The organism is Nonomuraea thailandensis (genome assembly GCF_024172165.1).
Taxonomy (GTDB): Bacteria; Actinomycetota; Actinomycetes; order Streptosporangiales; family Streptosporangiaceae; genus Nonomuraea; species Nonomuraea thailandensis.
On sequence record NZ_JAMZEB010000002.1, the window covers coordinates 12,520,239 to 12,540,106 of the forward strand.

Annotated in this window: 13 protein-coding genes; 6 read left to right on the forward strand and 7 right to left on the reverse strand. The window is 74.6% G+C overall.

Features of this window, described 5'->3' with window-relative positions; all coding sequences use genetic code 11:
* Positions 1-5: 5 nt before the first annotated feature.
* Positions 6-857 (reverse strand): LLM class flavin-dependent oxidoreductase, encoded by an 852-nt coding sequence (locus HD597_RS62230; RefSeq protein WP_253758804.1) that lies wholly within the window; start codon positions 855-857, stop codon positions 6-8.
* Positions 858-864: 7 nt separating this feature from the next.
* Positions 865-1,623, reverse strand: coding sequence for a hemerythrin domain-containing protein (locus HD597_RS62235; RefSeq protein WP_253758806.1), 759 nt, complete (start codon positions 1,621-1,623; stop codon positions 865-867).
* 161 nt (positions 1,624-1,784) lie between these two features.
* On the opposite strand from HD597_RS62235, the gene HD597_RS62240 reads away from it, so the two are divergent.
* Positions 1,785-4,739: an AAA family ATPase gene (locus HD597_RS62240; protein WP_253758808.1), complete on the forward strand. Its 2,955-nt coding sequence runs from the start codon at positions 1,785-1,787 to the stop codon at positions 4,737-4,739.
* 110 nt (positions 4,740-4,849) lie between these two features.
* Here HD597_RS62240 and HD597_RS62245 read toward each other — a convergent pair whose 3' ends face one another.
* Positions 4,850-5,626, reverse strand: coding sequence for an AfsR/SARP family transcriptional regulator (locus tag HD597_RS62245; RefSeq protein ID WP_253758810.1), 777 nt, complete (start codon positions 5,624-5,626; stop codon positions 4,850-4,852).
* Between the two features lie 229 nt (positions 5,627-5,855).
* On the opposite strand from HD597_RS62245, the gene HD597_RS62250 reads away from it, so the two are divergent.
* From HD597_RS62250 to HD597_RS62260, 3 genes are all read left to right on the forward strand, one after another.
* On the forward strand, positions 5,856-8,423 hold the full coding sequence (locus tag HD597_RS62250) for an AfsR/SARP family transcriptional regulator (RefSeq protein WP_253758811.1): 2,568 nt from the start codon (positions 5,856-5,858) through the stop codon (positions 8,421-8,423).
* A 63-nt stretch (positions 8,424-8,486) separates the two neighbouring features.
* Positions 8,487-9,170, forward strand: a complete 684-nt coding sequence (locus HD597_RS62255; RefSeq protein WP_253758813.1) for a molybdopterin-dependent oxidoreductase — start codon at positions 8,487-8,489, stop codon at positions 9,168-9,170.
* Entirely contained in the window at positions 9,136-9,777 is a 642-nt protein-coding gene (locus tag HD597_RS62260; RefSeq protein WP_253758815.1) for a cytochrome b/b6 domain-containing protein, read from the forward strand. The genes HD597_RS62255 and HD597_RS62260 overlap by 35 nt, the downstream gene beginning before the upstream one ends.
* Here HD597_RS62260 and HD597_RS62265 read toward each other — a convergent pair.
* The gene (locus HD597_RS62265) at positions 9,767-11,086 is read right to left on the reverse strand and encodes a GMC family oxidoreductase (RefSeq protein WP_253758817.1); all 1,320 of its coding nucleotides are present in this window, start codon (positions 11,084-11,086) and stop codon (positions 9,767-9,769) included. The genes HD597_RS62260 and HD597_RS62265 overlap by 11 nt on opposite strands.
* 307 nt (positions 11,087-11,393) lie before the next feature.
* On the opposite strand from HD597_RS62265, the gene HD597_RS62270 reads away from it, so the two are divergent.
* On the forward strand, positions 11,394-13,016 hold the full coding sequence (locus HD597_RS62270; RefSeq protein ID WP_253758819.1) for an ABC-F family ATP-binding cassette domain-containing protein: 1,623 nt from the start codon (positions 11,394-11,396) through the stop codon (positions 13,014-13,016).
* A gap of 55 nt (positions 13,017-13,071) precedes the next feature.
* Here HD597_RS62270 and HD597_RS62275 read toward each other — a convergent pair whose 3' ends face one another.
* Both HD597_RS62275 and HD597_RS62280 read right to left on the reverse strand, forming a co-directional pair.
* A complete protein-coding gene (locus HD597_RS62275; protein WP_253758821.1) occupies positions 13,072-15,405 on the reverse strand; it encodes an ExeM/NucH family extracellular endonuclease in 2,334 nt (777 codons plus the stop codon).
* A gap of 153 nt (positions 15,406-15,558) precedes the next feature.
* Positions 15,559-17,193, reverse strand: coding sequence for a flavin-containing monooxygenase (locus tag HD597_RS62280; RefSeq protein ID WP_253758823.1), 1,635 nt, complete (start codon positions 17,191-17,193; stop codon positions 15,559-15,561).
* A gap of 107 nt (positions 17,194-17,300) precedes the next feature.
* Between HD597_RS62280 and lexA the strand changes: the two genes are divergently transcribed.
* A complete protein-coding gene (lexA, locus tag HD597_RS62285) occupies positions 17,301-17,969 on the forward strand; it encodes a transcriptional repressor LexA (protein WP_425572342.1) in 669 nt (222 codons plus the stop codon).
* Positions 17,970-17,979: 10 nt separating this feature from the next.
* Here the strand turns inward: lexA and HD597_RS62290 are convergent, their stop codons facing one another.
* Entirely contained in the window at positions 17,980-19,866 is a 1,887-nt protein-coding gene (locus HD597_RS62290; RefSeq protein ID WP_253758827.1) for a DUF2264 domain-containing protein, read from the reverse strand.
* Between the last annotated feature and the right edge of the window lie 2 nt (positions 19,867-19,868).

Sequence of the window (19,868 nt, forward strand, 5' to 3'; positions counted from 1 at the left end):
AACGGTCATGACAGCAGGTCCGCCAGGCGGTCGATCTGCGCGACGTCGTCGGACCAGCAGCTCAGCATCACCTCGTGCGCGCCGAGATCCCGGTACGCCGCCACCGCGTCCCGGATGCCGGCGGCCGTGGTCGCCATCGCCGCCACCGACCGGGCGGCCGGCTCCGGCGCGAAACCGTAGTAACGCAGCAGCGCCTCCCGCGACTCCGCCACGGTGGGCTCCGGCCCCAGCGCCACGTTCACCTGGGCGACCAGCAGCGGCTCGCCTGGCCGTCCCGCGTCCTTCCACTGCCGCCTGACCAGCTCGAACAGCCCTCCCGCGTGCTCGGGCGGAGCCGGGCAGACGTAGCCGCCGCCCCACCGGGCCACGCGCGCCAGCGCCCGCGGCGCGAACCCGCCGAAGAGCAGCTCGGGACCGCCGGCGCGCAGCGGGACGGGGCCGACGGGGCCGAGGCCGGGCGCGACCGGCTCGCCCGCCCAGACCCGGCGCATGGTCGCGAGCTGCTCGTCCATCCGCCGCCCCCGCGAGGCGTGGTCCGCGCCCACGGCCAGGAAGTCGTCCTCCCGCGCGCCGACCGCCAGGCCGAGGGCGAACCGGCCGCCGGACAACCGGTCGAGCGTCGCGCTCTGCTTGGCCAGCAGCACGGGGTCGCGCAGCGGCGCGAGCACCACCTCCGACTGCACCCGGATCCGCTCGGTCACCGCCGCCATCGCGGCCAGCATCACCATGGGCTCGGGATTGTCGTACACGATCCGGTCCGGGACGCCGATCCTGCCGTACGGGCCCGCGTCCGCCCGCCGGGCCCACGCCACCAGCGCGGCCGGATCGGTGAAGGGCACCGCCAGTCCTAGACTCACGCCCGCCTCAGCCTTCCACCGCGCCCGCGGCACTTGCCGCGCCCGCCGTGTTCGCCGTGCTCCCTGTGCCCACCGTGCTCGCTGTGCCGATCGTGCTTGATGTGTCGGCCGTGCTCGCTGTGCCGGCCGTGCCCTCCAGGACCGCGAGGGCGGCGTGCGCCTGGGCGCGCATCACGGGCACGAACTGCTGCGCGGGCTCGGGCAGGCCGGCCAGGACGAGCGCGACCTCCTCCGGCGTACCGACCTGGTCGAGGAACCCGACGATCAGGTGCGCCGCCTCGGTCGGCGACGTGGCCACCACCTCGCGCGAGAACGCCGTCCACTCCTCCGGGGAGACGTGCGCGCGCAGCGCGGGGAACAGCAGCGGCTCCTCGTGCTCCAGGTGCCGGTGCACCAGGAACCTGACCGCCTCCGCCGCCCGCTGGAACGCGGGGCGGTCGCCGTCCTCGCCGATCGGCATGTCCGCGAGAGCGTCGAGCGCGACGTCGAGCGCGTCGTGCTCCTCGCTCAGCCCGCCGAACCGCGCCGCCACCTCCGGCGCCACCGCCGCGATCATCGGCCACAGCAGGTGGTCCTCGGTCTCGTGGTGGTGCCGCAGGTTCCTGACGAGGAACTCGCGCAGCTCGGCCAGCGCCGCGAGAGGGACGGAGCGCCGGTCGGCGGCCTCGCACAGCAGCGTCGTGGCGCGCCGGTGGAACGCGTGGATGAGGCGGGTCTCTACGACGGCCACGGCCTCGGTGTTGACGGCCTCGGTGTTGGTGGACATGTCATGGCAGCGTAGGAGCGGCGGCGCAAGACTCCGTTGACGAACGGTCGGCGTGCGGGGCGGGGCGGCGTCTGCGATGTATACGTCCTGTTGCAGCGTGGCGCGTGCGTTCGGGTATGGTCCCCAGGACTCGCGCTGCCGAGGTTAGGAGTCGCACCACCATGCCGCTTTTCGGGCGGGAGGCCGAGCTGAGGGCCCTGACCGGGCTCATCGACGACGTCCGGGACAGTGGCCTCCGGGGTCTTCGGGGCCGCGGTGGCGTCCTCGTCCAGGGCGAGGCCGGCATCGGCAAGTCCGCGCTGGTGGCGGCTGCCGCGTCGGTGGCGTCGGCCGCCGGCCTGCGCGTGCTCACGACGACCGGCGTGGCGGCCGAGCGGAACCTCGCCTACGCCGGGCTGCACCAGTTGTTGTACCCGGTCCGCGCGGGCATGGACGCCCTGCCCGCCCGCCAGCGCGCCGCCCTGCGCGGCGCCCTGGGCCTGGACGACCCGCCCGGACCAGGCGCCCAGCCCGGCGATGTTGCTGGGGCGGTCGCGGAGCCTGGCGGCGGCGCCGGGTCTGGTGGCGGTGCTGGGGCGGTCACCGGGCCTGGCGGCGGTGCCGGGGCGGGTGCTCACCTCGGCGCGGCGGGAGCCGGGGTCTACCTCGTCGGGCTGGCCACGCTGACCCTGCTGGCCGAGCTGGCCGCCGCCCGGCCGCTGCTGGTCGTCGCCGAGGACGCGCACTGGCTGGATCGTGCCAGCGCCGACGTCCTCGCCTTCGTGGCGCGCCGGATCGAGTCCGAGCCGATCGTGATGGTCGCGACCCTGCGGGAGGGCGAGCGCTCGCCCCTGCGGGAGGCGGGGCTGCCGGCGATGACCGTCGGCAGGCTGTCCGGACAGGCCGCCGCCGAGCTGCTCGACGCGACCGCCCCCGGCCTCACCCCGGCGCTCCGGGAGCGCATCCTGGAGCAGGCCGCGGGAAACCCGCTGGCACTGACCGAGCTGCCCGCCGCCACGGCCGACCAGGGCGGCATCGGCCCGCCGGCGCCCCTGGGCGAGCGCCTTGAGCGCGCGTTCACCGCCCGGGTCACCACCCTGCCGCTGCCGACGCGCACCGCCCTCCTGGTCGCGGCGCTCAACGAGAGCGGGTCGGTGGCGGAGACCCTCGCAGCCACGCGCCTGCTCCTCCGCTCGAAGCCGCTCACGGGCATCGGCCCGATCGCCGGCACGGAGCCGCGGACGGCGGACATCGGCCCGCCGCGGGGTTCGGAGGCGGGGCTGGAGGTCTTGGCGCCGGCCGTCGAGGCGCGGTTGGTCGAGGTCGGGGGCGGCGCGGTCAGGTTCCGTCATCCGCTGATGCGGTCGGCCATTCCCGCGGCCGCGGCGCTCGACGAGTGCGGGCGGGCGCACCTGGCCCTGGCCGAGACGTTGTGCGAGCATCCCGACCGGCGAGCCTGGCACAGGGCCGCCGCGACGGCCGGGCCCGACGAGGAGGTGGCGGCCGAGCTCGATCGTGCCGCCGCGCAGGCGCGGGGCCGGGGCGCGGTCGCCGCCGCGGTGGCGGCACTGGAGCAGGCGGCCCGGCTGAGCGAGGAGCGCGAGGGCAAGGCGCTGAGGCTGCTGCGCGCGGCCGAGCTCGCGGTCGAGTCCGGCAGCCGCGACACGGCCGAGCGCCTGGTGCGCGCCGCTCGGGAACTCGACCTGTCCCCGCGCCGGCGGGCCACCGCCGCCTGGCTGCTCAGCGGCTTCGAGGACGGCGTGCGCGAGGACGTCTCCCGGGTGCCCGAGCTGGCCGGGCTGGCCGCGTCGATCGCCGGGGAAGGGCACGCCGAGCCGGCCGTCCGGATCCTGTGGGGCGCCGCGATGCGCTGCTTCTGGTCCGAGCCCGGCCAGGACGCGCGCCGACTGGTGCTGCGCGTGGCCGACGGGCTGCCGCTGCCCGCCGGCGACCCGCGCATGGTCGCGATCGCCGCGTACGCCGCGCCGTTCGAGCGGGGCTTCACCGTGATCGGCGGGCTGCGCGAGCTGGCCGGAGCCGCGGGCGCCGACCCCGAGGTGGACCGTTACCTCGGCAGCGCGGCCCTCCAGGTGGGGGCGTTCGACCTGGCGGGCCGCCTCTCGGCGGTGGCCGCGCCAGGGCTGCGCGCCCAGGGCAGGCTGGGGCTGCTCCCCAGGGCGCTGGCCGTCCAGGCGTGGAGCCTGACCAGGCTCGGCGATCTGGCCACGGCCGTCCCCGCCGCGGAGGAGGCCGCCAGGCTCGCCGCGGAGACCGGCCAGCCGTTCATGTACGGGCTGGCCACGGCCGTCCAGGCCGAGATCGCCGCGTTGCGGGGCGAGAACGAGCAGGCCAGAGCGCTGGCCGACGAGGCCGAGCGGGTCGCGCTGCCCGCCGGCGCCCGGCCGGTGCTGGCCACCGTGCAGCTCGCCCGCGGTCTGGCGGCCATGAGCGAGGGCCGCTTCGACGACGCGTTCGCCGACCTGAGCCGGATCCTCGACCCGACCGATCCCGCCTACCAGCTCGCCCTGCGCGCCTACTTCCTCGCCGAGCTCACCGAGGCCGCGCTGCGGGCCGGGCGGGCCGACGCCATGCGGGACGTCCTGCGCGACCTGGAGCCCCTGGCCGCCTCGACTCCGTCGCCCGCGCTGCACATCGGGTTGCGGTACGCGCGCGCCGTGCTCGCCCCGGGCGAGGAGGCGGAGGAGCTGTACGCGGCCGCGTTGCGGGCGGACCTGTCCGGGTGGCCCGCCGAGCGGGCACGGCTGCACCTGGCGTTCGGCGAGTGGCTGCGCAGGCGGCGCCGGGCCGTGGAGTCCCGCATGCACCTGCGTACGGCTAGGGAGGCCTTCGACGCGCTCGGCATGGCCGCCTGGGGCGAGCGCGCGCGGCTGGAGCTGCGCGGCGCGGGCGAGTCGAGCCCGACCCGGGACCCGGACGCGTGGGACCGGCTCACCCCGCACGAGCTGAGCATCGCCCGGCTCGCCGCCGAGGGGCTGACGAACCGGGAGATCGGGCAGCGGCTCTACCTGTCCCACCGCACGGTCGGCACCCACCTGCACCGGATCTTCCCCAAGCTCGGCGTGAGCTCCCGGGCCGATCTCGGCCGGATGCTCAAGACCTACAGGCCGGACGAGTGACGTGCGGGCATCCGCGCCGGGCCGGACGAGTGAAGCGCGGGTGACCGCGCCGGGCCGGCCGGGCGCCCGCCGGTGAGAGCGGCGGGGGTGCCGGGCCGGGTGTTCGCCGGTCAGACCAGTGAGGCGCCGGCCGACGTGCTGATGCTGGCGTACATCCTGCGCAGGCCCGGGCCCGGGTCGAGCCCGAGGTCGTCGGCGAGCAACCGGGCGATGCGGCGGTAGGCCGCCAGCGCGTCCGCCGGGCGGCCGTCGCGGTCGAGCGCCCCCATCAGCAGCTCCCACAACCGCTCCCGGTAGGGTTCGGCCGTCGTCGCGAGCGTCAGCTCGGCGATCGCCGCGCCGCCGTCGCCCCGCTCGATGTCGAGCGCCCAGCGCTCCTCCATGGCGGAGGCGCGCAACTGCTCCAGCCAGGTACGGCGCCCCTCGAAGAAGCCCCCGCCCAGCCCGTCGAACGCCGGCCCGCGCCACAGGGCCAGCGCGCCGCGCAGCAGCCGGGAGGCCTCCGCCACGTTGCCCCGCTCGCGGGCCCGCCGCGCGGCGGCGGTGGTCTGGCGGAACACCGTCACGTCCACCGCGCAGGGGTCCACGAGGAGCTGGTAGCCGCCGCCCGCCGACCTGATCTCCGCCTCGGTGCCCAGCCCGGCGCCCCCGCCGTCGGCCAGCACCCGGCGCAGGCGCGAGACGTACGTGCGGGTGCTCACGACGGCGCTGCGCGGCGCCTCGCCACCCCACAGCGCGCCCACGATCTCGTCGAGCGAGACCTGGCGCCCCTCGCCGAGCAGCAGCAGGGCGAGAACCCCGCGCTGTTGCGGCGACCCCGCGTCCAGCTCCTCCCCGCCGCTCCAGACGCTGACCGGGCCCAGCAGCCCGAAACTCACCCCGCCCATCGAGGTTCCCCCACCTCTTGCTTCGCGTGATTCGTCGCCGACGCCCCGGAGGGCATCTCTGACCGACCCTACTGACGCCGCGTCGTGGTTTTGGCGTATTGCCGGGCTTGTCCGCAGTCTGTAAGGTCTCGGTCGCCGGACGGGGATCCGCGGGACGTACACGTGACGTACACACATGCAGTCACCTGACGCTCGCGGCGCGGATCCGGCCGAACCTACCTTCGGGCACATGCTTCCGCCTCCCTGCAGGTTCACCATCCTCGGACCGCCCGGCCTCGACTGCGGTGACGCCCGCCTGGACCTCGGCACGCCGCAGCAGCAGGCCGTCCTGATGCTGCTGCTGGCCAACAGCGGCAGCTTCGTACGGATCAGCGAGGTGATCGACGGCCTGTGGGGCGAGCACGCGCCGGCCACCGGCGAGGCCGTCGTCAGGACGTATATCTCCCGCATCAGGCGGCTGCTGTCCGCGCACGGGCTGGACGCGGTGATCAGCTCCAGGTCCGGCGGTTACATGCTCGACCCCGAGACGTTCGCGGTGGACGCCGTCGAGTTCGCCGACCTGCTGGAGGCCGCCAGGCAGGAGCGCGAGGGCGGGCACGTGCCGGCGGCCGTGAAGCTGCTGGAGCAGGCGCTGGCCCTCTGGACGGGCACGGCGCTGGCCGGGGTTCCCGGCGAGGCGGCCGAACGCGAGCGGTTCCGGCTGGAGCGGCTGCGGCTGGTGGCCGTCCAGGAGTTGCTGAGGCTGCGGCTGGAGCGTGGCGAGCATGCCGAGGTGGCGGCCGAGGTGCCGCTGCTCATCGAGCGGAACCGGCTCGAGGAGCCGCTGTACGAGATCTACCTGCTGGCCCTGTACAGGGGCGGGCGGCGGGCGGAGGCCCTGGAGGTCTACCGGATGGTCTACGACCTGCTGGGCAAGGAGCTGGGCGTCAGCCCCGGGCCGCGGCTGCGGGCCGTGCACGACAGGATCCTGCGTGCCGAGGCGGACCCCGTGGACGAGCCCGCGCCGCCCGCCTCGCCTGTCCGGCCCGCGCTGTGGGCGGGACGGCCCGGCTCGTGGGAGCAGCCCGCCACGGCCCGTTTCGTCGGACGGGTCGCCGAACGCGCCGCCTTCCTGGACCTGCTGCGGCAGAGCCGCCCCGGGGTGCTCTTCGTCCGAGGGCCCGCGGGGATCGGCAAATCGGCGCTGCTGAACCGGCTGGCGGCGGACGCCGCCGCCGAGGACCGCCAGGTACGGCACCTGCCCGCGCCCGCCGAGACCCGGCCGACCGGCCCGGACGCCTCCGCCGGGGGCCGGCCGGCCGGCTTGGACGCCTCCGCCGGGGGCCGGTCGATCCGGCCCCCGCATCCGTCCCGCGAGCGGCTCGAACGGTTCGCGGAGGAGCTCGCCGGCGCGGCGGGCCCCGTCCTGCTCATCGACGCCTTCGAGGAGCTGGCCGAGCTGGAGCCGTGGCTGCGCGACGACTACCTCAGGCGCCTGCCCGCCGACACGGTCGTCGTGGTGGCGGGCAGGAGCGGGCCGAGCGCCGCCTGGCTCACCGATCCGGCCTGGTCGGGAGCGATCGTGATCAGGCATCTCGAACCCCTCACCGCCGTGGAGTCGGCCGCGCTGCTCGAAGCCCGCGGCGTCGAGCCCGGCCTGCGCGGGTCCATCGCGGACTTCGCCGCCGGCCACCCGTTCGCCCTGTCGCTGGCCGCCGAGGTCGGCAGGAGCATGTCGGCCACCGGACAGCCGTCGCGCCGCGAGGCGGCCAGGCACGTGGTCGACGGTGTGCTCGCGCTGCTGGCCGGCGACGTGCCGTCCGATCTGCACCGGTGGGCGCTGCACGTGTGCGCGCACGCCCGCCACACCACGGAGGACCTGCTCGCCGCGGTGCTGCCGGGCGGCCGGGCGGCGGAGCTGTTCGACTGGCTCAGGGCGCGGCCGTACGTCGAGACCGCCGCCCGCGGCCTGGAGGTGGGCGGCGTGCTGAGCGAGGCCCTCGACCACCACCTGCGCTGGCGCGACCCCGCCGGCTACGAGCGCATGCACCGCGCGATCCGCCACCACGTCCTGGACGAGCCGCTGCGCGGCGCCCGCGACCCGCACGCGGGCGTGGCGGTGATGCGCACGATCAGCCGGCTGCGCGGGCGCGGCGGGGTCCTGGGCCGGTACGTGTCGCAGGTGGGCGAGGAGGACGTGCGCGCGTGCGGGCTGACCCCGGCCGACCACGGCGAGGTCGTCGCCATGGCGCGCGAGTCGCAGGGCGAGGTCGCGGCCGGGACCGTCCGGTTCTGGCTGGAGCGCAGGCCGGAGGCGTTCACCCTGCTGCGCTCCCGCGGGAGCGGCCGGCTGCGGGCCTTCATGAGCTGGCTGACGCTGCGCCGCCCCGAGCAGGAGGAGCTGGACGCCGACCCCGTGGTGGGGGAGATCTGGCACGACGTGAGCCGGCGCACGGCGCTGCCCCCGGACGGGCACGTCGGCATCGCCCGGCACCTGATCTGCCCCGCCTACGAGGCCAAGCCGTCCCCCATCACGGACGTGTTCCAGGCGTGGATGTTGCGCCGCTGGTTGCACGAGCCGGGGCTGGCGGCCTCGTACCTGATCGTCGCCAACGGGCCGCTGTGGCGGCCGTTGATGGAGTACCTGGGTCAGTACGAGCTGACGCACGCGGGCGCGGGCCACCCGTACGCGATCTTCGGTCACGACTGGCTGGCGGACCCGCCGCAGGTGTGGCGTGACCACCATCTGGACGAGGAGCTGTGGGCGGAGAGAGGACTGTTCATGCCACAGGAGGTGTCCCGTGCGGGGCAAGACTGACGGAAGTATTACCGGACCGGTCGTTCGTCGCGGGAGCAGGCGGCGGCTGCTCGAATCGCAGGCGTGACCGATCAACGACACCCGGAGGAGAGCGGCCCGCCGATCGCGCGCCGGGCGATGCTCTCGATGCTCGGCCTGGGCGCCGCCGCCCTCGCCGCCGCCCCTCTCGTGCAGAACGGCTGGGAACGGCTCGCCGCGACCGACCCGACGGGGCTGCTGCCCGGCCCGGGCGGTTTCCGCTACTTCAGCGTGGCGGGCTCGGTGCCGGAGAAGACGGCGGCCGACTACGAGCTGCGGATCGGCGGCCTCGTCGAGCGGCCCGTGACGTACACGCTGGCCGAGCTGCGCGCCATGCCGCAGACCCGGGTCGTCGGCGACGTCGAGTGCACGGACGGCTGGCGGGTGCCGCGCACCCCGTTCACGGGCGTGTCGCTGGCGCACCTGCTCGACCTGGCGGGCGTGCGCCCGGAGGGCAGGGCGCTGCGCTTCACCTGCTTCGACGGCGTCTACACCGAGAGCCTCACGCTCGACCAGGCGCGCCGCTCCGACGTGGTGGTGGCGCTGGACATGCAGGACAAGCCGCTCACCCACGAGCGCGGCGGCCCCGTGCGGCTCTACGTCGCCCCGATGTACTTCTACAAGTCCGCCAAGTGGCTGTCCGGCATCTCCGTCACGGAGAAGGTCGTCCCGGGATACTGGGAGGAGTACGGCTATGACGTCGACGGCTGGCTCGGCCGGAGCGCCTGAGCGGCTGCGCCGCTTCACCCGCGCCGAGCGCCTGGTCCACCGCGCCACGGCCACGCTCATGCTGGTGTGCGCCGGGTCGGCGGCGTTCCTCTACTTCGGGCCGCTGGCCCAGCTCGTCGGCCGGCGCCACCTGCTGGTCGTCGTGCACGAGTGGTCGGGGCTGCTGCTGCCCGCGCCGTTCCTGCTCGGGCTGGCCGCCCGGTCGTTCCGCGCGGACCTGCGCAGGCTCAACCGGCTGGCCCCGTACGACCGGGAGTGGCTGCGCGCGGCCCGCAGGGGCCTTCCGGGCCCGCGGCCGGCCGGGAAGTTCAACGCCGGGCAGAAGATCTGGGCCGGCTGGATCGCCGGGGCCGTGCCGGTGATGGCGTTCACCGGGCTGCTGATGTGGTTCTCCGGGCTGCTGCCGTGGATCCCCCGGCCGAGCGCGATCCTCGTGCACGACCTGACGGCGCTGGCGATCGCCGTCGTCGTGCTCGGGCACGTCCGGCTGGCCTACCGGGACAGGGAGGCGCGGCGCGGGATGCGTTCGGGGTCGGTGACGTGGCGGTGGGCCAGGAAGCACCATCCCCAGTGGGCCGAGGAGGAGGCGGCGCGTGTCAGGCGATGAGCTCGGCGGCGCGCTCCGCGATGCCGTACACGGCGGCGCCGGGGTCGCCGGACACGATCGACGGCATGACGGAGGCGTCGGCCACGCGCAGGCCGTCGAGGCCGAGTACGCGCAGCTCCTCGTCCACCACCGCGCCGATCGCGCAGGTGCCGGCGTGGTGGGCGGCGGAGCCGGGGCCTGCGCGCAGGTACGCCCGCAGGGCCCTGGTGTCGCGCACGTCGGCGCCGGGCAGCACCTCGCCGCCGCGCCAGCCGTCCAGCGCGGGCGCCCGGCCGATCTCCCTGGCGGCCCGCAGGCCGGCGACCATCGTGGCCAGGTCGCGGGGGTCGGCGTAGGGGCGGAGGGCGACGGCGGGCGGGCCGGCGGGCGAGGCGGAGGCCAGGCGTACGGTGCCGCGGCCACGCGGGCGCGCCAGGGTGACGAGGATCGTGTAACCCTGGCGCGGGCCGCCGAGCGCGGGGGAGTGGCTCGGCACGTCCAGGAAGGTGATCTGCAGGTCGGGCCCGTCCTGCGCGTGCGGGCCGCGCAGCAGGCCGAGCGCCTGCCCGTGGCCGTTCCTGGGGGCGAGCAGGGAGCGGGCGGGGGTGTAGACCAGCCCGGCCGTGACGTGGTCCTGAAGGTTCGAGCCGACCCCGGGCAGGTCGTGCACGACCGCGACGCCCGCCTCGCGCAGGTGCCCGGACGGCCCGATGCCGGACAGCATCAGCAGGTGCGGCGTCCCGATGGCGCCGGCCGCGAGCACCACCTCCCTGGCGGCCCGCGCCGTGACCTGCTCGCCGTCCACGGTGCAGACGACGCCCGCGCACCGGCCGCCCTCGACCAGGAGGCGGTGGACGAGCGCGCCCGGCACCACGCGCAGGTTGGGGCGGCCGGAGGCCGGCGCCAGGTAGGCGGCGGCGCCGGTGAGGTTCAGGTCCGGCAGGCCGAAGCCCTCCTCCAGCCCGGAGGAGATGTCGGCGGCCCTGGGATGCCCGGCCTCCTCGGCGGCGGCCACGCAGGCCGCGATCACGGGGCTCGGCCCGGCGGTGGGGGCGACGCTCAGCGGGCCGCTCCGGCCGCGCCATCTGGCGTCGCGTCCCGGCGCCCGCTCGCTGCGCTTGAGGTAGGGGAGCAGGTCGTCGAAGCTCCATCCCCGCGCCGCCCAGGCGTCGTAGCCGGAGCGGTGCCCGCGGGTGAAGGGGCGGATCGCGGGCTCGCTGGCGCCGCCCGCCGCCAGGAGCAGCACGCTCACGTCCGGGTCCTGGGAGAGCCGGGCCGCCAGCACGCCGGCCGCGGCGCCCGCGCCCACCACCACGTAGTCGTACTCCACGGCCGCCCGCCCTCCACCTTCGTCACCCGTTAAGATGGTGACGATCGAGCGCATCACCTGTCAAGCTGGTGACGTGGCGGAAGCTGTTTGCGGCGGATGCTAGAGTGAAAGGCGCACATTCGTGACAGCTAGGAGACCAGACATGGCAGGTGACGACGACATCTCCGGGTGATACCGGAGGTTGACCCGGCCCCGGCCGACGCGCGAAGACCGTCGCCGGCGTGGCCCAGGTCGTCGTTCCCTCGTTCCTGTTTCCCCTGCCGGGCCCTCCTTTCGTGTGCCCGGGTCACCTTCAGAGGTCTGTCACATGTCTGACGCATTCGTCATCTGCTCCGGGCTCTCCTTCTCCTGGCCCGACGACACTCCCGTCTTCACCGGGCTGTCCTTCAGCGTGGGCGGCGGCCGTACCGGGCTGGTCGCGCCGAACGGCGCCGGCAAGAGCACGCTGCTCAAGCTGATCGCCGGCGAGCTGCGGCCGTCGGGCGGCGACGTCTCGGTCCAGGGAGTGCTCGGCTACCTGCCGCAGAGCCTGCCCCTCACCCAGGGCCTGACCGTGGCCGAGGTGCTGGGCATCGCCCCGGTGATCGCCGCGCTGGACGCCATCGAGTCCGGCGACGCCAGCGAGGAGCACTTCACCACCATCGGCACCGACTGGGACATCGAGGAGCGCACCCGCGCCCAGCTCGACCGGCTCGGCCTGGCCGGGCTCGCCTTCGACCGCACGCTCGGCACGCTGAGCGGCGGCCAGGTCGTCTCGCTCGGCCTGGCCGCGCAGCTGCTCAAGCGGCCGGACGTGCTGCTGCTGGACGAGCCGACCAACAACCTCGACCTGGAGGCCCGGCGCCGCCTGCACGACCTGCTCGGCGACTGGAACGGCTGCCTGCTGGTGGTCAGCCACGACCGCGCGCTGCTCGACCGCATGGACCGCATCGCCGAGCTCGACCGCGGCGAGGTGCGTTTCTACGGCGGCGGCTACACCGCCTACGAGGAGGCCGTGCGGGTCGAGCAGGAGGCCGCCGAGCGGGACGTGCGCAGCGCCGAGCAGGAGCTCAAGCGCGAGAAGCGGGAGCTGCAGCAGGCCCGCGAGCGGGCCGAGCGGCGGGCGAGCAACGCCGCCCGCAACCTGAAGAACGCCGGCCTGCCGCGCATCTTCGCCGGCAACATGAAGCGCGGCGCGCAGGAGTCGGCCGGCCGGGCCGGGCAGATGCACGCCGCCCGGGTCAGCGACGCCAAGGCCAGGCTGGACGAGGCGGGGCGGGCGCTGCGCGACGATCAGAGGATCGCGCTGGAGCTGCCCGGCACGCACGTGCCCGCCGGCCGTACGGTCTTCCACGGCGAGCACCTCCAGGCCCGCGGCCTGTTCGCCGGGCCGGGCGTGGACCTCGTCGTGCGCGGGCCCGAGCGGATCGCGCTGACCGGCCCGAACGGCGTGGGCAAGTCGACCTTGCTGCGGCTGGTCAGCGGAGACCTGGAGCCCGACGGCGGGACGACCCGGCGGGCCGAGGGGCGGGTGGCCTACCTGTCGCAGCGGCTGGACCTGCTCGATCTGGACCGCACCGTGGCGGAGAACCTGGCCGCGGCGGCTCCCGGGATGGCCCCGGCGGAGCGGATGAACCTGCTGGCCCGGTTCCTGTTCCGGGGCCCGCGGGCGCACCTGCCGGTGGGGGTGCTGTCCGGCGGCGAGCGGCTGCGGGCGACGCTGGCGTGCGTGTTGTGCGCCGAGCCGGCGCCCCAGTTGCTGCTGCTGGACGAGCCGACCAACAACCTCGACCTGGTCAGCGTGGCCCAGCTGGAGAGCGCGCTGGCGGCCTACGAGGGGGCGTTCGTGGTGGTCAGCCACGACGAGCGGTTCCTGGCGGAGATCGGGATCGAGCGGTGGCTGGAGCTGTCCGGCGGCCGGCTGCTGGAGACGGGGCCGTCACCGGCCTGAGACGCGCCGGCCGCGGCGGGGACGAGCTCCGCCGCGGCCGGGGTGCGGGCGTTCCTCAGAGGCGCAGACCCACCAGGAGCGGGTCGTGGTCGGAGGAGCGGAAGGGGTCGGGCGCGTACAGGTAGGGCGGGTTGAACTCGGTGTTGTAGTCCATGAACCGGCCCTCGTCGGAGTTGACGTGCCAGATCGTGGCGCCCGTCACCAGCTTGCGGGCGCCCTTGTCGGCCAGCACGTGGTCGAGCTCGCCGGACAGGCCCTCGAAGACGTAGCTGTAACGCTCGTCCCGCTCCACGTACTTCTTGCTCAGGCTGGTCAGCCCGGCGTCCTCGAAGGTGTGGATCGGGTCCTCCTCGCCGTAGGCGTTGATGTCGCCGAGGACGAGCGCGTTCTTCAGCTTCAGCTCGCCGATCAGGGACAGCACGGCCTGCGCCTGCTTGACGCGCTTGGCGTTGTAGCAGCTCTGCCCGTCACCCTGGTCGGCGTCCGCGCCGGTCGCCGGGCCGTCCACGTCGGTGCAGCCCTTGGACTTGAAGTGGTTCACCAGCACCGTGAACGTCCTGCCGTGCCCCTTGGCCCTGCCGAACGTCTGCACCAGCGGCGGCCGGTTGAAGATCGGGTCGGCGGAGGAGCGCGCCGGGCCGATCGGGGTGACCCTGGCCGGCTGGTAGATCAGCGCGGTCTGGATGAGGTCGGTGCCCGGATTGGGGTGCGGGATCGCCTTGTACGTGCCCGCGCCCGCCTTGGCGTTGAGCGCGTCCACCAGCGCGTTGAGCGCCACGTCACCGTTGCGCTCGACCTCCATCAGACCGGCCACGGCGGGGTCGAGCGTGGTGATGTTGGCGACCAGCTTGGCGAGCTGACGGTCGCGCTCCCCGGCGTCGGTGGCGCCGCGCGAGCCGAGCGTGGTGAACCAGTTGAGCGTGTTGAGGCTGGCCACCCGGACGTCGCCGCCGACCCGCTCGGGGCGGGTGGGGCGCGGGTTCTTCGCGCGGAAGACCACGGGCTCGGTCGGCTGGACGCGGTAGACGTCGAAGCCGTAGGTGAGGACGCCGGTCAGGTTCCGCACCTCGTCACCCAGGCGGACGGTGTTCGAGCCCTCGGTGTGGTACGGCAGCGTGGCCGGGTTCTGCGCGTTGGAGCCGTCGTCGAGCAGGATCCGGCGCCGCGCGTCCCTGTCGGTGTCCACGCCCTCGCGGTCGGTCGGCTGGTAGAGCCGCTCGTCCTCGGCCAGGAGCAGCTCGCCGTACCGGGCCAGGTTGTAGGTCTCGGAGATCGCGAGGTCGTCGTCGAAGGTGACGAGCATGCCCTCGTAACGCTCGAAGGTGAGGCCCTTCCTGAGCGGCAGGTCGATCTCGGTGCGCCTGATCGTGCCGGTGCCGCAGACGTTCACCGCGGTGGCCGGCGAGATCTCGGTCAGGCCGTTGTACTCGATCGCCTTGCCGGAGACGAGCACCCGGTCACCGGCCTTGACCGGCGAGGAGGAGAAGACGAACAGGCCCTCGGAGGTCGCCGGGTCGGCGTCCGGGGCGGCGGACTGCAGGGAGAAGCCGCCGAGGCCGCCGGAGCCCTGGAAGGAGCCGGTCACGACGCCCTCGACTCGGACGTTCTGGCCGGCGACCGGGCTGGCGTCGCCGTTGCCCTGCACCTGGGAGATCTGGTGCGTGGCCGGGGTCTCGCAGCTCTCGGTGGGGGTCGGCGTGGGCGTCGGGGTCGGCTCGCCGTCGCCGCAGGGGGCCGGGGCGGTGGCGCTGTTGCGCGGAGCCGGTGCCGCGCTCTCGAAGTCGGCGCCGTTGTCGTCGGTGTCGGCGCAGCCGCCGCTCTTGCGGAAGCCGCCGGTGGCGTTGGTGAGCGCGGGGGCGGCGGCCCCCTCCGAGAAGTTCGCGGCGCCGTACCCGACGAGGTCGGCGATCTGCCCGAGCTGGTCCGCGGAGCAGGGGGTGGAGGAGCCGTTGCAGGCCAGGCCCTCGGCCGAGCGGACCAGTGCCACCTTGCCCGCGCTGCCGCTCATGTTGATCGAGCCGACGCTGTCGGGCTGGGGCAGCGCGGCGCTGGGCGTGGTGCCCGCGGCGAGCTGGACGAGGTGGTACTGGCCGGGTGCCAGGGCGCCGGACAGGGCGGCCCTGTTGGCGGCGAAGTTCCCGGTGCCGCTGGCGCTGGTGTACTGCACGGACCAGCCGTCCAGCGACACCGGGGCGGCGCTGCGGTTGAACAGCTCGACGTAGTCGTTGGAGAAGGGGGCGCCGGAGTTGCCGCCCCCGCCGTAGACCTGGCTGATGACCACGGTGCCAGGCGCCGCGGCGGCCACGGAGGGTGAGGACAGGGCGGCGATCGAGCCGGCGGCGACGCCGGCCGCGACGAGGATCGCCGGGACCCGGGACTTAACACGCATGCCGGGGAGCGTAAACCGACATACGGTGAAAAACCCTGTATTAGGCGTGGACGCGTCGTGAAATCTTGAACATTGACACTTCGTGTCCATTCAGGGGCACGGATGTGTCGGCTTCGCACGATGCGAAGCCGGCGCGAGCGGCCCTCGGGTTCGTCAGGGCGACAACACGAAGCCCTCGTACCCCTTGGCCGCCACCTCGTCGCAGATGACGCGGTAGGCGCCGACGCCACCGGGATAGGGCAGGAAGACCCGGGGCTTGCCGGGGACGTTCGCGCCCAGGTACCAGGAGTCGGCCAGCGGGAAGAGCGTCTGCGCCGCGACGTCGCCGACGTGCCGCGTCCAGGCGTCCTCGGCGCCGGGGCCGGCCTCGATGACGGCCGCGCCCGTCTCCGCCAGGTGCCGCAGGCAGCCGGCGATCCAGTCCACGTGCTGCTCGATGGAGACGAACATGTTGCTGAGCACCGACGGGCTGCCCGGGCCCGTGATGGTGAACAGGTTCGGGAACCCGGCGGTCATCAGGCCGAGGTACGTGCGGGGGCCGGCCGCCCACTTCGCGCGCAGTGAAGCCCCGCCCGCGCCCGTGACGTCGATGGCGAGCAGCGCGCCGGTCAGCGCGTCGTAGCCGGTGGCGTAGACGATGGTGTCCACCTCGTACGCGGCCCCGGCGGTGCGCAGCCCCGTCTGCGTGATCTCCTCGATCGGGGTCGCGCGGACGTCCACCAGCCGCACGTTCGGCCGGTTGAAGGTGGCGTAGTAGTCGGTGTCGAAGCACGGGCGCTTGGTGCCGATCGGATGGTCGCGGGGCGACAGCAGCTCGGCCACCCGCGGGTCCGCGACGGTCCGGCGGATCTTGTCCCGGACGAACTCGGCGACGAGCTCGTTGGCCCGCGGGTCCACCGCCGTGTCGCCGAAGGCGCCGAGGAAGCCCGGCCCGCCGTGCGCCCAGCGCGCCTCCAGCTCGGCCAGCCGCTCCTGCTCCGACGCCTCCAGCGCCGAGCCGGTGTTGAACGACGCCGCGATGCCGAACAGGGAGTCGCGCATCGTGCTGCGGATCTCGGCGTAGTTCTCCTTCACCCAGCGGGCGTACTCCGGCTGGAGCGGCCGGTTCCACGCCGGGATGGTGAAGTTGGGCGTCCGCTGGAAGACCGTCACCTGGGCGGCCCGCTCGGCGATGACCGGGATGATCTGGATGCCGGAGGAGCCCGTGCCGATCACCGCGACCCGCTTGCCCGTGAAGTCCACCTCCTCGTGCGGCCAGCGCCCGGTGTGGAAACTCTCGCCGCGGAAGGAGCCGGCGCCGGGGATGCCGGGAACGCGGGCGTCCGACAGGCAGCCCACGGCCGTGATGAGGAAGCGGGCCGTGACCCGGTCCCCGCGGTCGGTCTCCACCCGCCAGCGCGACGCGGCCTCGTCGTAGGCGGCGCGGGTGACCCGCGTGCGGAACCGCAGGTCGCGGCGGAGCTCGAACCGGTCGGCGACGTGCTCGGCGTAGCGCAGGATCTCCGGCTGGGACGGGTACCGCTCCGTCCAGTCCCACTCCTGCCGCAGCTCCTCGGAGAAGGAGTAGCAGTACTCCACGCTCTCCACGTCGCAGCGGGCGCCCGGATACCTGTTCCAGTACCAGGTGCCGCCCACGCCGTCGCCGGCCTCGTACACCCGGGCGGTCAGGCCCAGGCCGCGCAGCCGGTGCAGCATGTACATGCCGGAGAACCCGGCGCCGATCACGACGGCGTCGAAGGACGCGCCGGTCTCGGAGGCGGTCACGGAGTCGATGGAGGCTTCGGCCATGGCGGTCTCTCCTGTCGGCGTGGTCCGTGACCTCAACGCTGACATGAGCTCGCCCGGTGGCCAAGAGTGCCTCCTGGACAAGCGCCCAGCACGCCGATGGGCCTAGCATTTCGCTGGTGACCAGCTACGACGATCATGACGCGTTCGAGTACGTGGACTTCTCGGCCCTGCCGCAGCGCCAGCAGCGCATCCTGGCCACGATCCGGGACTGGGTGGCCAGACACGGGTACCCGCCGAGCACCCGCGAGCTCGGCCGCGCGGTCGGGCTGAGATCGCCCTCGTCGGTGTCGAAGCACCTCAGGAGCCTTGAGGAGCGGGGGCTCCTGCGCCGGAGCACGACCGTGACCAGGCCGATCGACGTGCGCCCCTTCCTGCGGGCCGCGGCGCCGGAGCCGGCCGCCGGCCTGGTGAGCGTGCCCGTCGTCGGCGACATCGCCGCGGGCGCCCCGATCCTCGCGGACGAGCACCTGGACGAGGCGCTGACCCTGCCCCGCGACCTCACCGGGCGGGGCACCGTGTTCGGCCTGCGGGTGCGCGGCGATTCGATGATCGACGCCGCGATCTGCGACGGCGACATCGTCGTGGTACGGCAGCAGCCCGAGGCGCACTCCGGCCAGATCGTCGCCGCGATGATCGACGGCGAGGCCACCGTGAAGGTGTTCCGCCGGCGCGGCGGGCACGTCCTGCTCGAACCGCGCAACCCCGCCTACGACGTCATCGACGGCGACGAGGCCGTGGTGCTGGGCATCGTGGTCTCCGTCCTGCGCAGCGTCTGAGGCCCCGGGGTCAGCCCCGGGCCACCGTGGCGGACGTGCCACCGGGGAAGGTGACCACGACCGCGTCGCCGGAGACGTCCACCGTGACGGCGTCGCGCAGGGCGCCGGGGTGCACCTCGTCACCCGACAGCACCACCAGGGAGACGTGCAGGCCGGGCGCGTCGGAGTGCAGGCAGGGGACGGCCGAGTGCGGGCCGAAGGCGTTCGACTCGACCTCCCGCGACACGCTCGCGCGCGCCCACCCGTACAGCCCGATCACCGCGGAGGTGAGGCCGTCGGCGCGGCGGGCCAGCGCCCAGCCGTCGCCGGTGGCCGAGGCCGGTGGGTCGGCGTCGGAGAGTGCGTAGCCGCCTTCGCGCACCGTGCTGCCCGCTCCGCCGGTGATCTCGTGCACGCGCACCTCCCAGGGGCCGCGTACGGCGGAGGTGGTCGTGATCACGGCCCCCGTCCCAGCCTCATCCCCAGCCTCAGCCGCAGCCCCAGCCCCGGTCCCGGTCCCGGTCTCGGACGAGGAGGAGGCGGTGGCGTCGTGGCAGGACAGCGGCCGGACGGCGGCCCGGCGCGACGGGACGCCGTCCGGGCCGATCAGCGCGAGGTGGTTGTCCAGGGCCCGGGCCCAGGCGTGCTCGGCGGCCTCGGGCCCGGTGCGCGTCGAGTAGGCGAGCTTGGCGTAGTGCGGGTCGTCGGGCGGGGCGCCGTGGTCGCTGCCGTGGTTGATCAGCCGGACGATCCCGTCGTGGCGGGTGCCGTGCAGGAGCAGCCCGGTGGCCGGGATGGCGGCGGTGACGTCGTGCTCGTCGATGGGCAGCGACTGCTCCCGCTCGGTCCACGCCGGGTGGTCGGGCGGCAGCAGCAGCCCGATGAAGGCCTTCGACGCCCAGTACGGCGACGCCGGCCCCGAGTAGGCCTGCGTCGCCGGCAGGAACGGCTCGTACCAGCCGAGGGAGAGCAGCCCGTCGCGTGAGGGCACGCCGCGCTCGGCGAAGTGACGCACGACGGAGGAGGCCAGCTTGCGGGTCTGGCCAGGGGTGAGCGGGGTGGCGTCGGCGAGCGCGCCCAGCCAGACGGGCGCGACCGCGGCGAAGCGGTAGGTGAGCGAGCGGCCCTGGTGGACCGGCGCGCCGTCGGAGCCGAAGAAGTGCTGGTACGTCCCCAGGAACTCGCGCAGCCGCCCCGCGTACAGCGCGGCCCGCTCGGCGTCCCCCGACATGCGGGTCCACAGCAGCGGATACAGGTGCAGCGCCCACCCGCAGTAGTAGTCGAAGTTCCTGGACCCGCCGTCGGTGTACCAGCCGTCGCCGACGTACCAGTCCTCGATCCGCTCCAGCCCCCGCTCGATCTCCCGCTGCTCGTACGGCCCGCCGACGGACTTCAGGAACTCCTCCGTCACAGTCTGGAACAACATCCAGTTGTTGTCCCAGGTCCGCTTGCCGACGAAGCCGCCGAGCCACTCGACGACCCGCTCCCGCACCCCGTCGTCGAGCCGGTCCCACAACCACGGCCGGGTCTCGTGCAGGCCGATCGCGATCGAGGCGGCCTCCACCATCTGCTGCGAGCAGTCGGTCAGCACCGGCCAGGACTCGCCGCTCGACGGGTCGGTGCCCGCGGCGAGCCCTCGGGCGTACCGCTCGGCGAGGTGCGGCACGTCCCCGCCCGCGCCCGCGATCCGGAACGCCGCCGCCAGGAACGTGCGGGCGAACCCCTCCAGACCGTCCAGCGCCACGCCCGACCAGCTCGCCCTGCCGGGCAGCCGGATCTGCGCCTGGCCCGGCGAGGCGTACGGCGTGACGGCCTCCAGCAGGTGGTCGGCCAGGGTCTCCCAGTGGGCGCGGGTCCAGCCGGTGCGCGGGGAGAGCACGCGGTCGGACGGCGGGAGCGGAAGGTAAGGAGGGATCATGT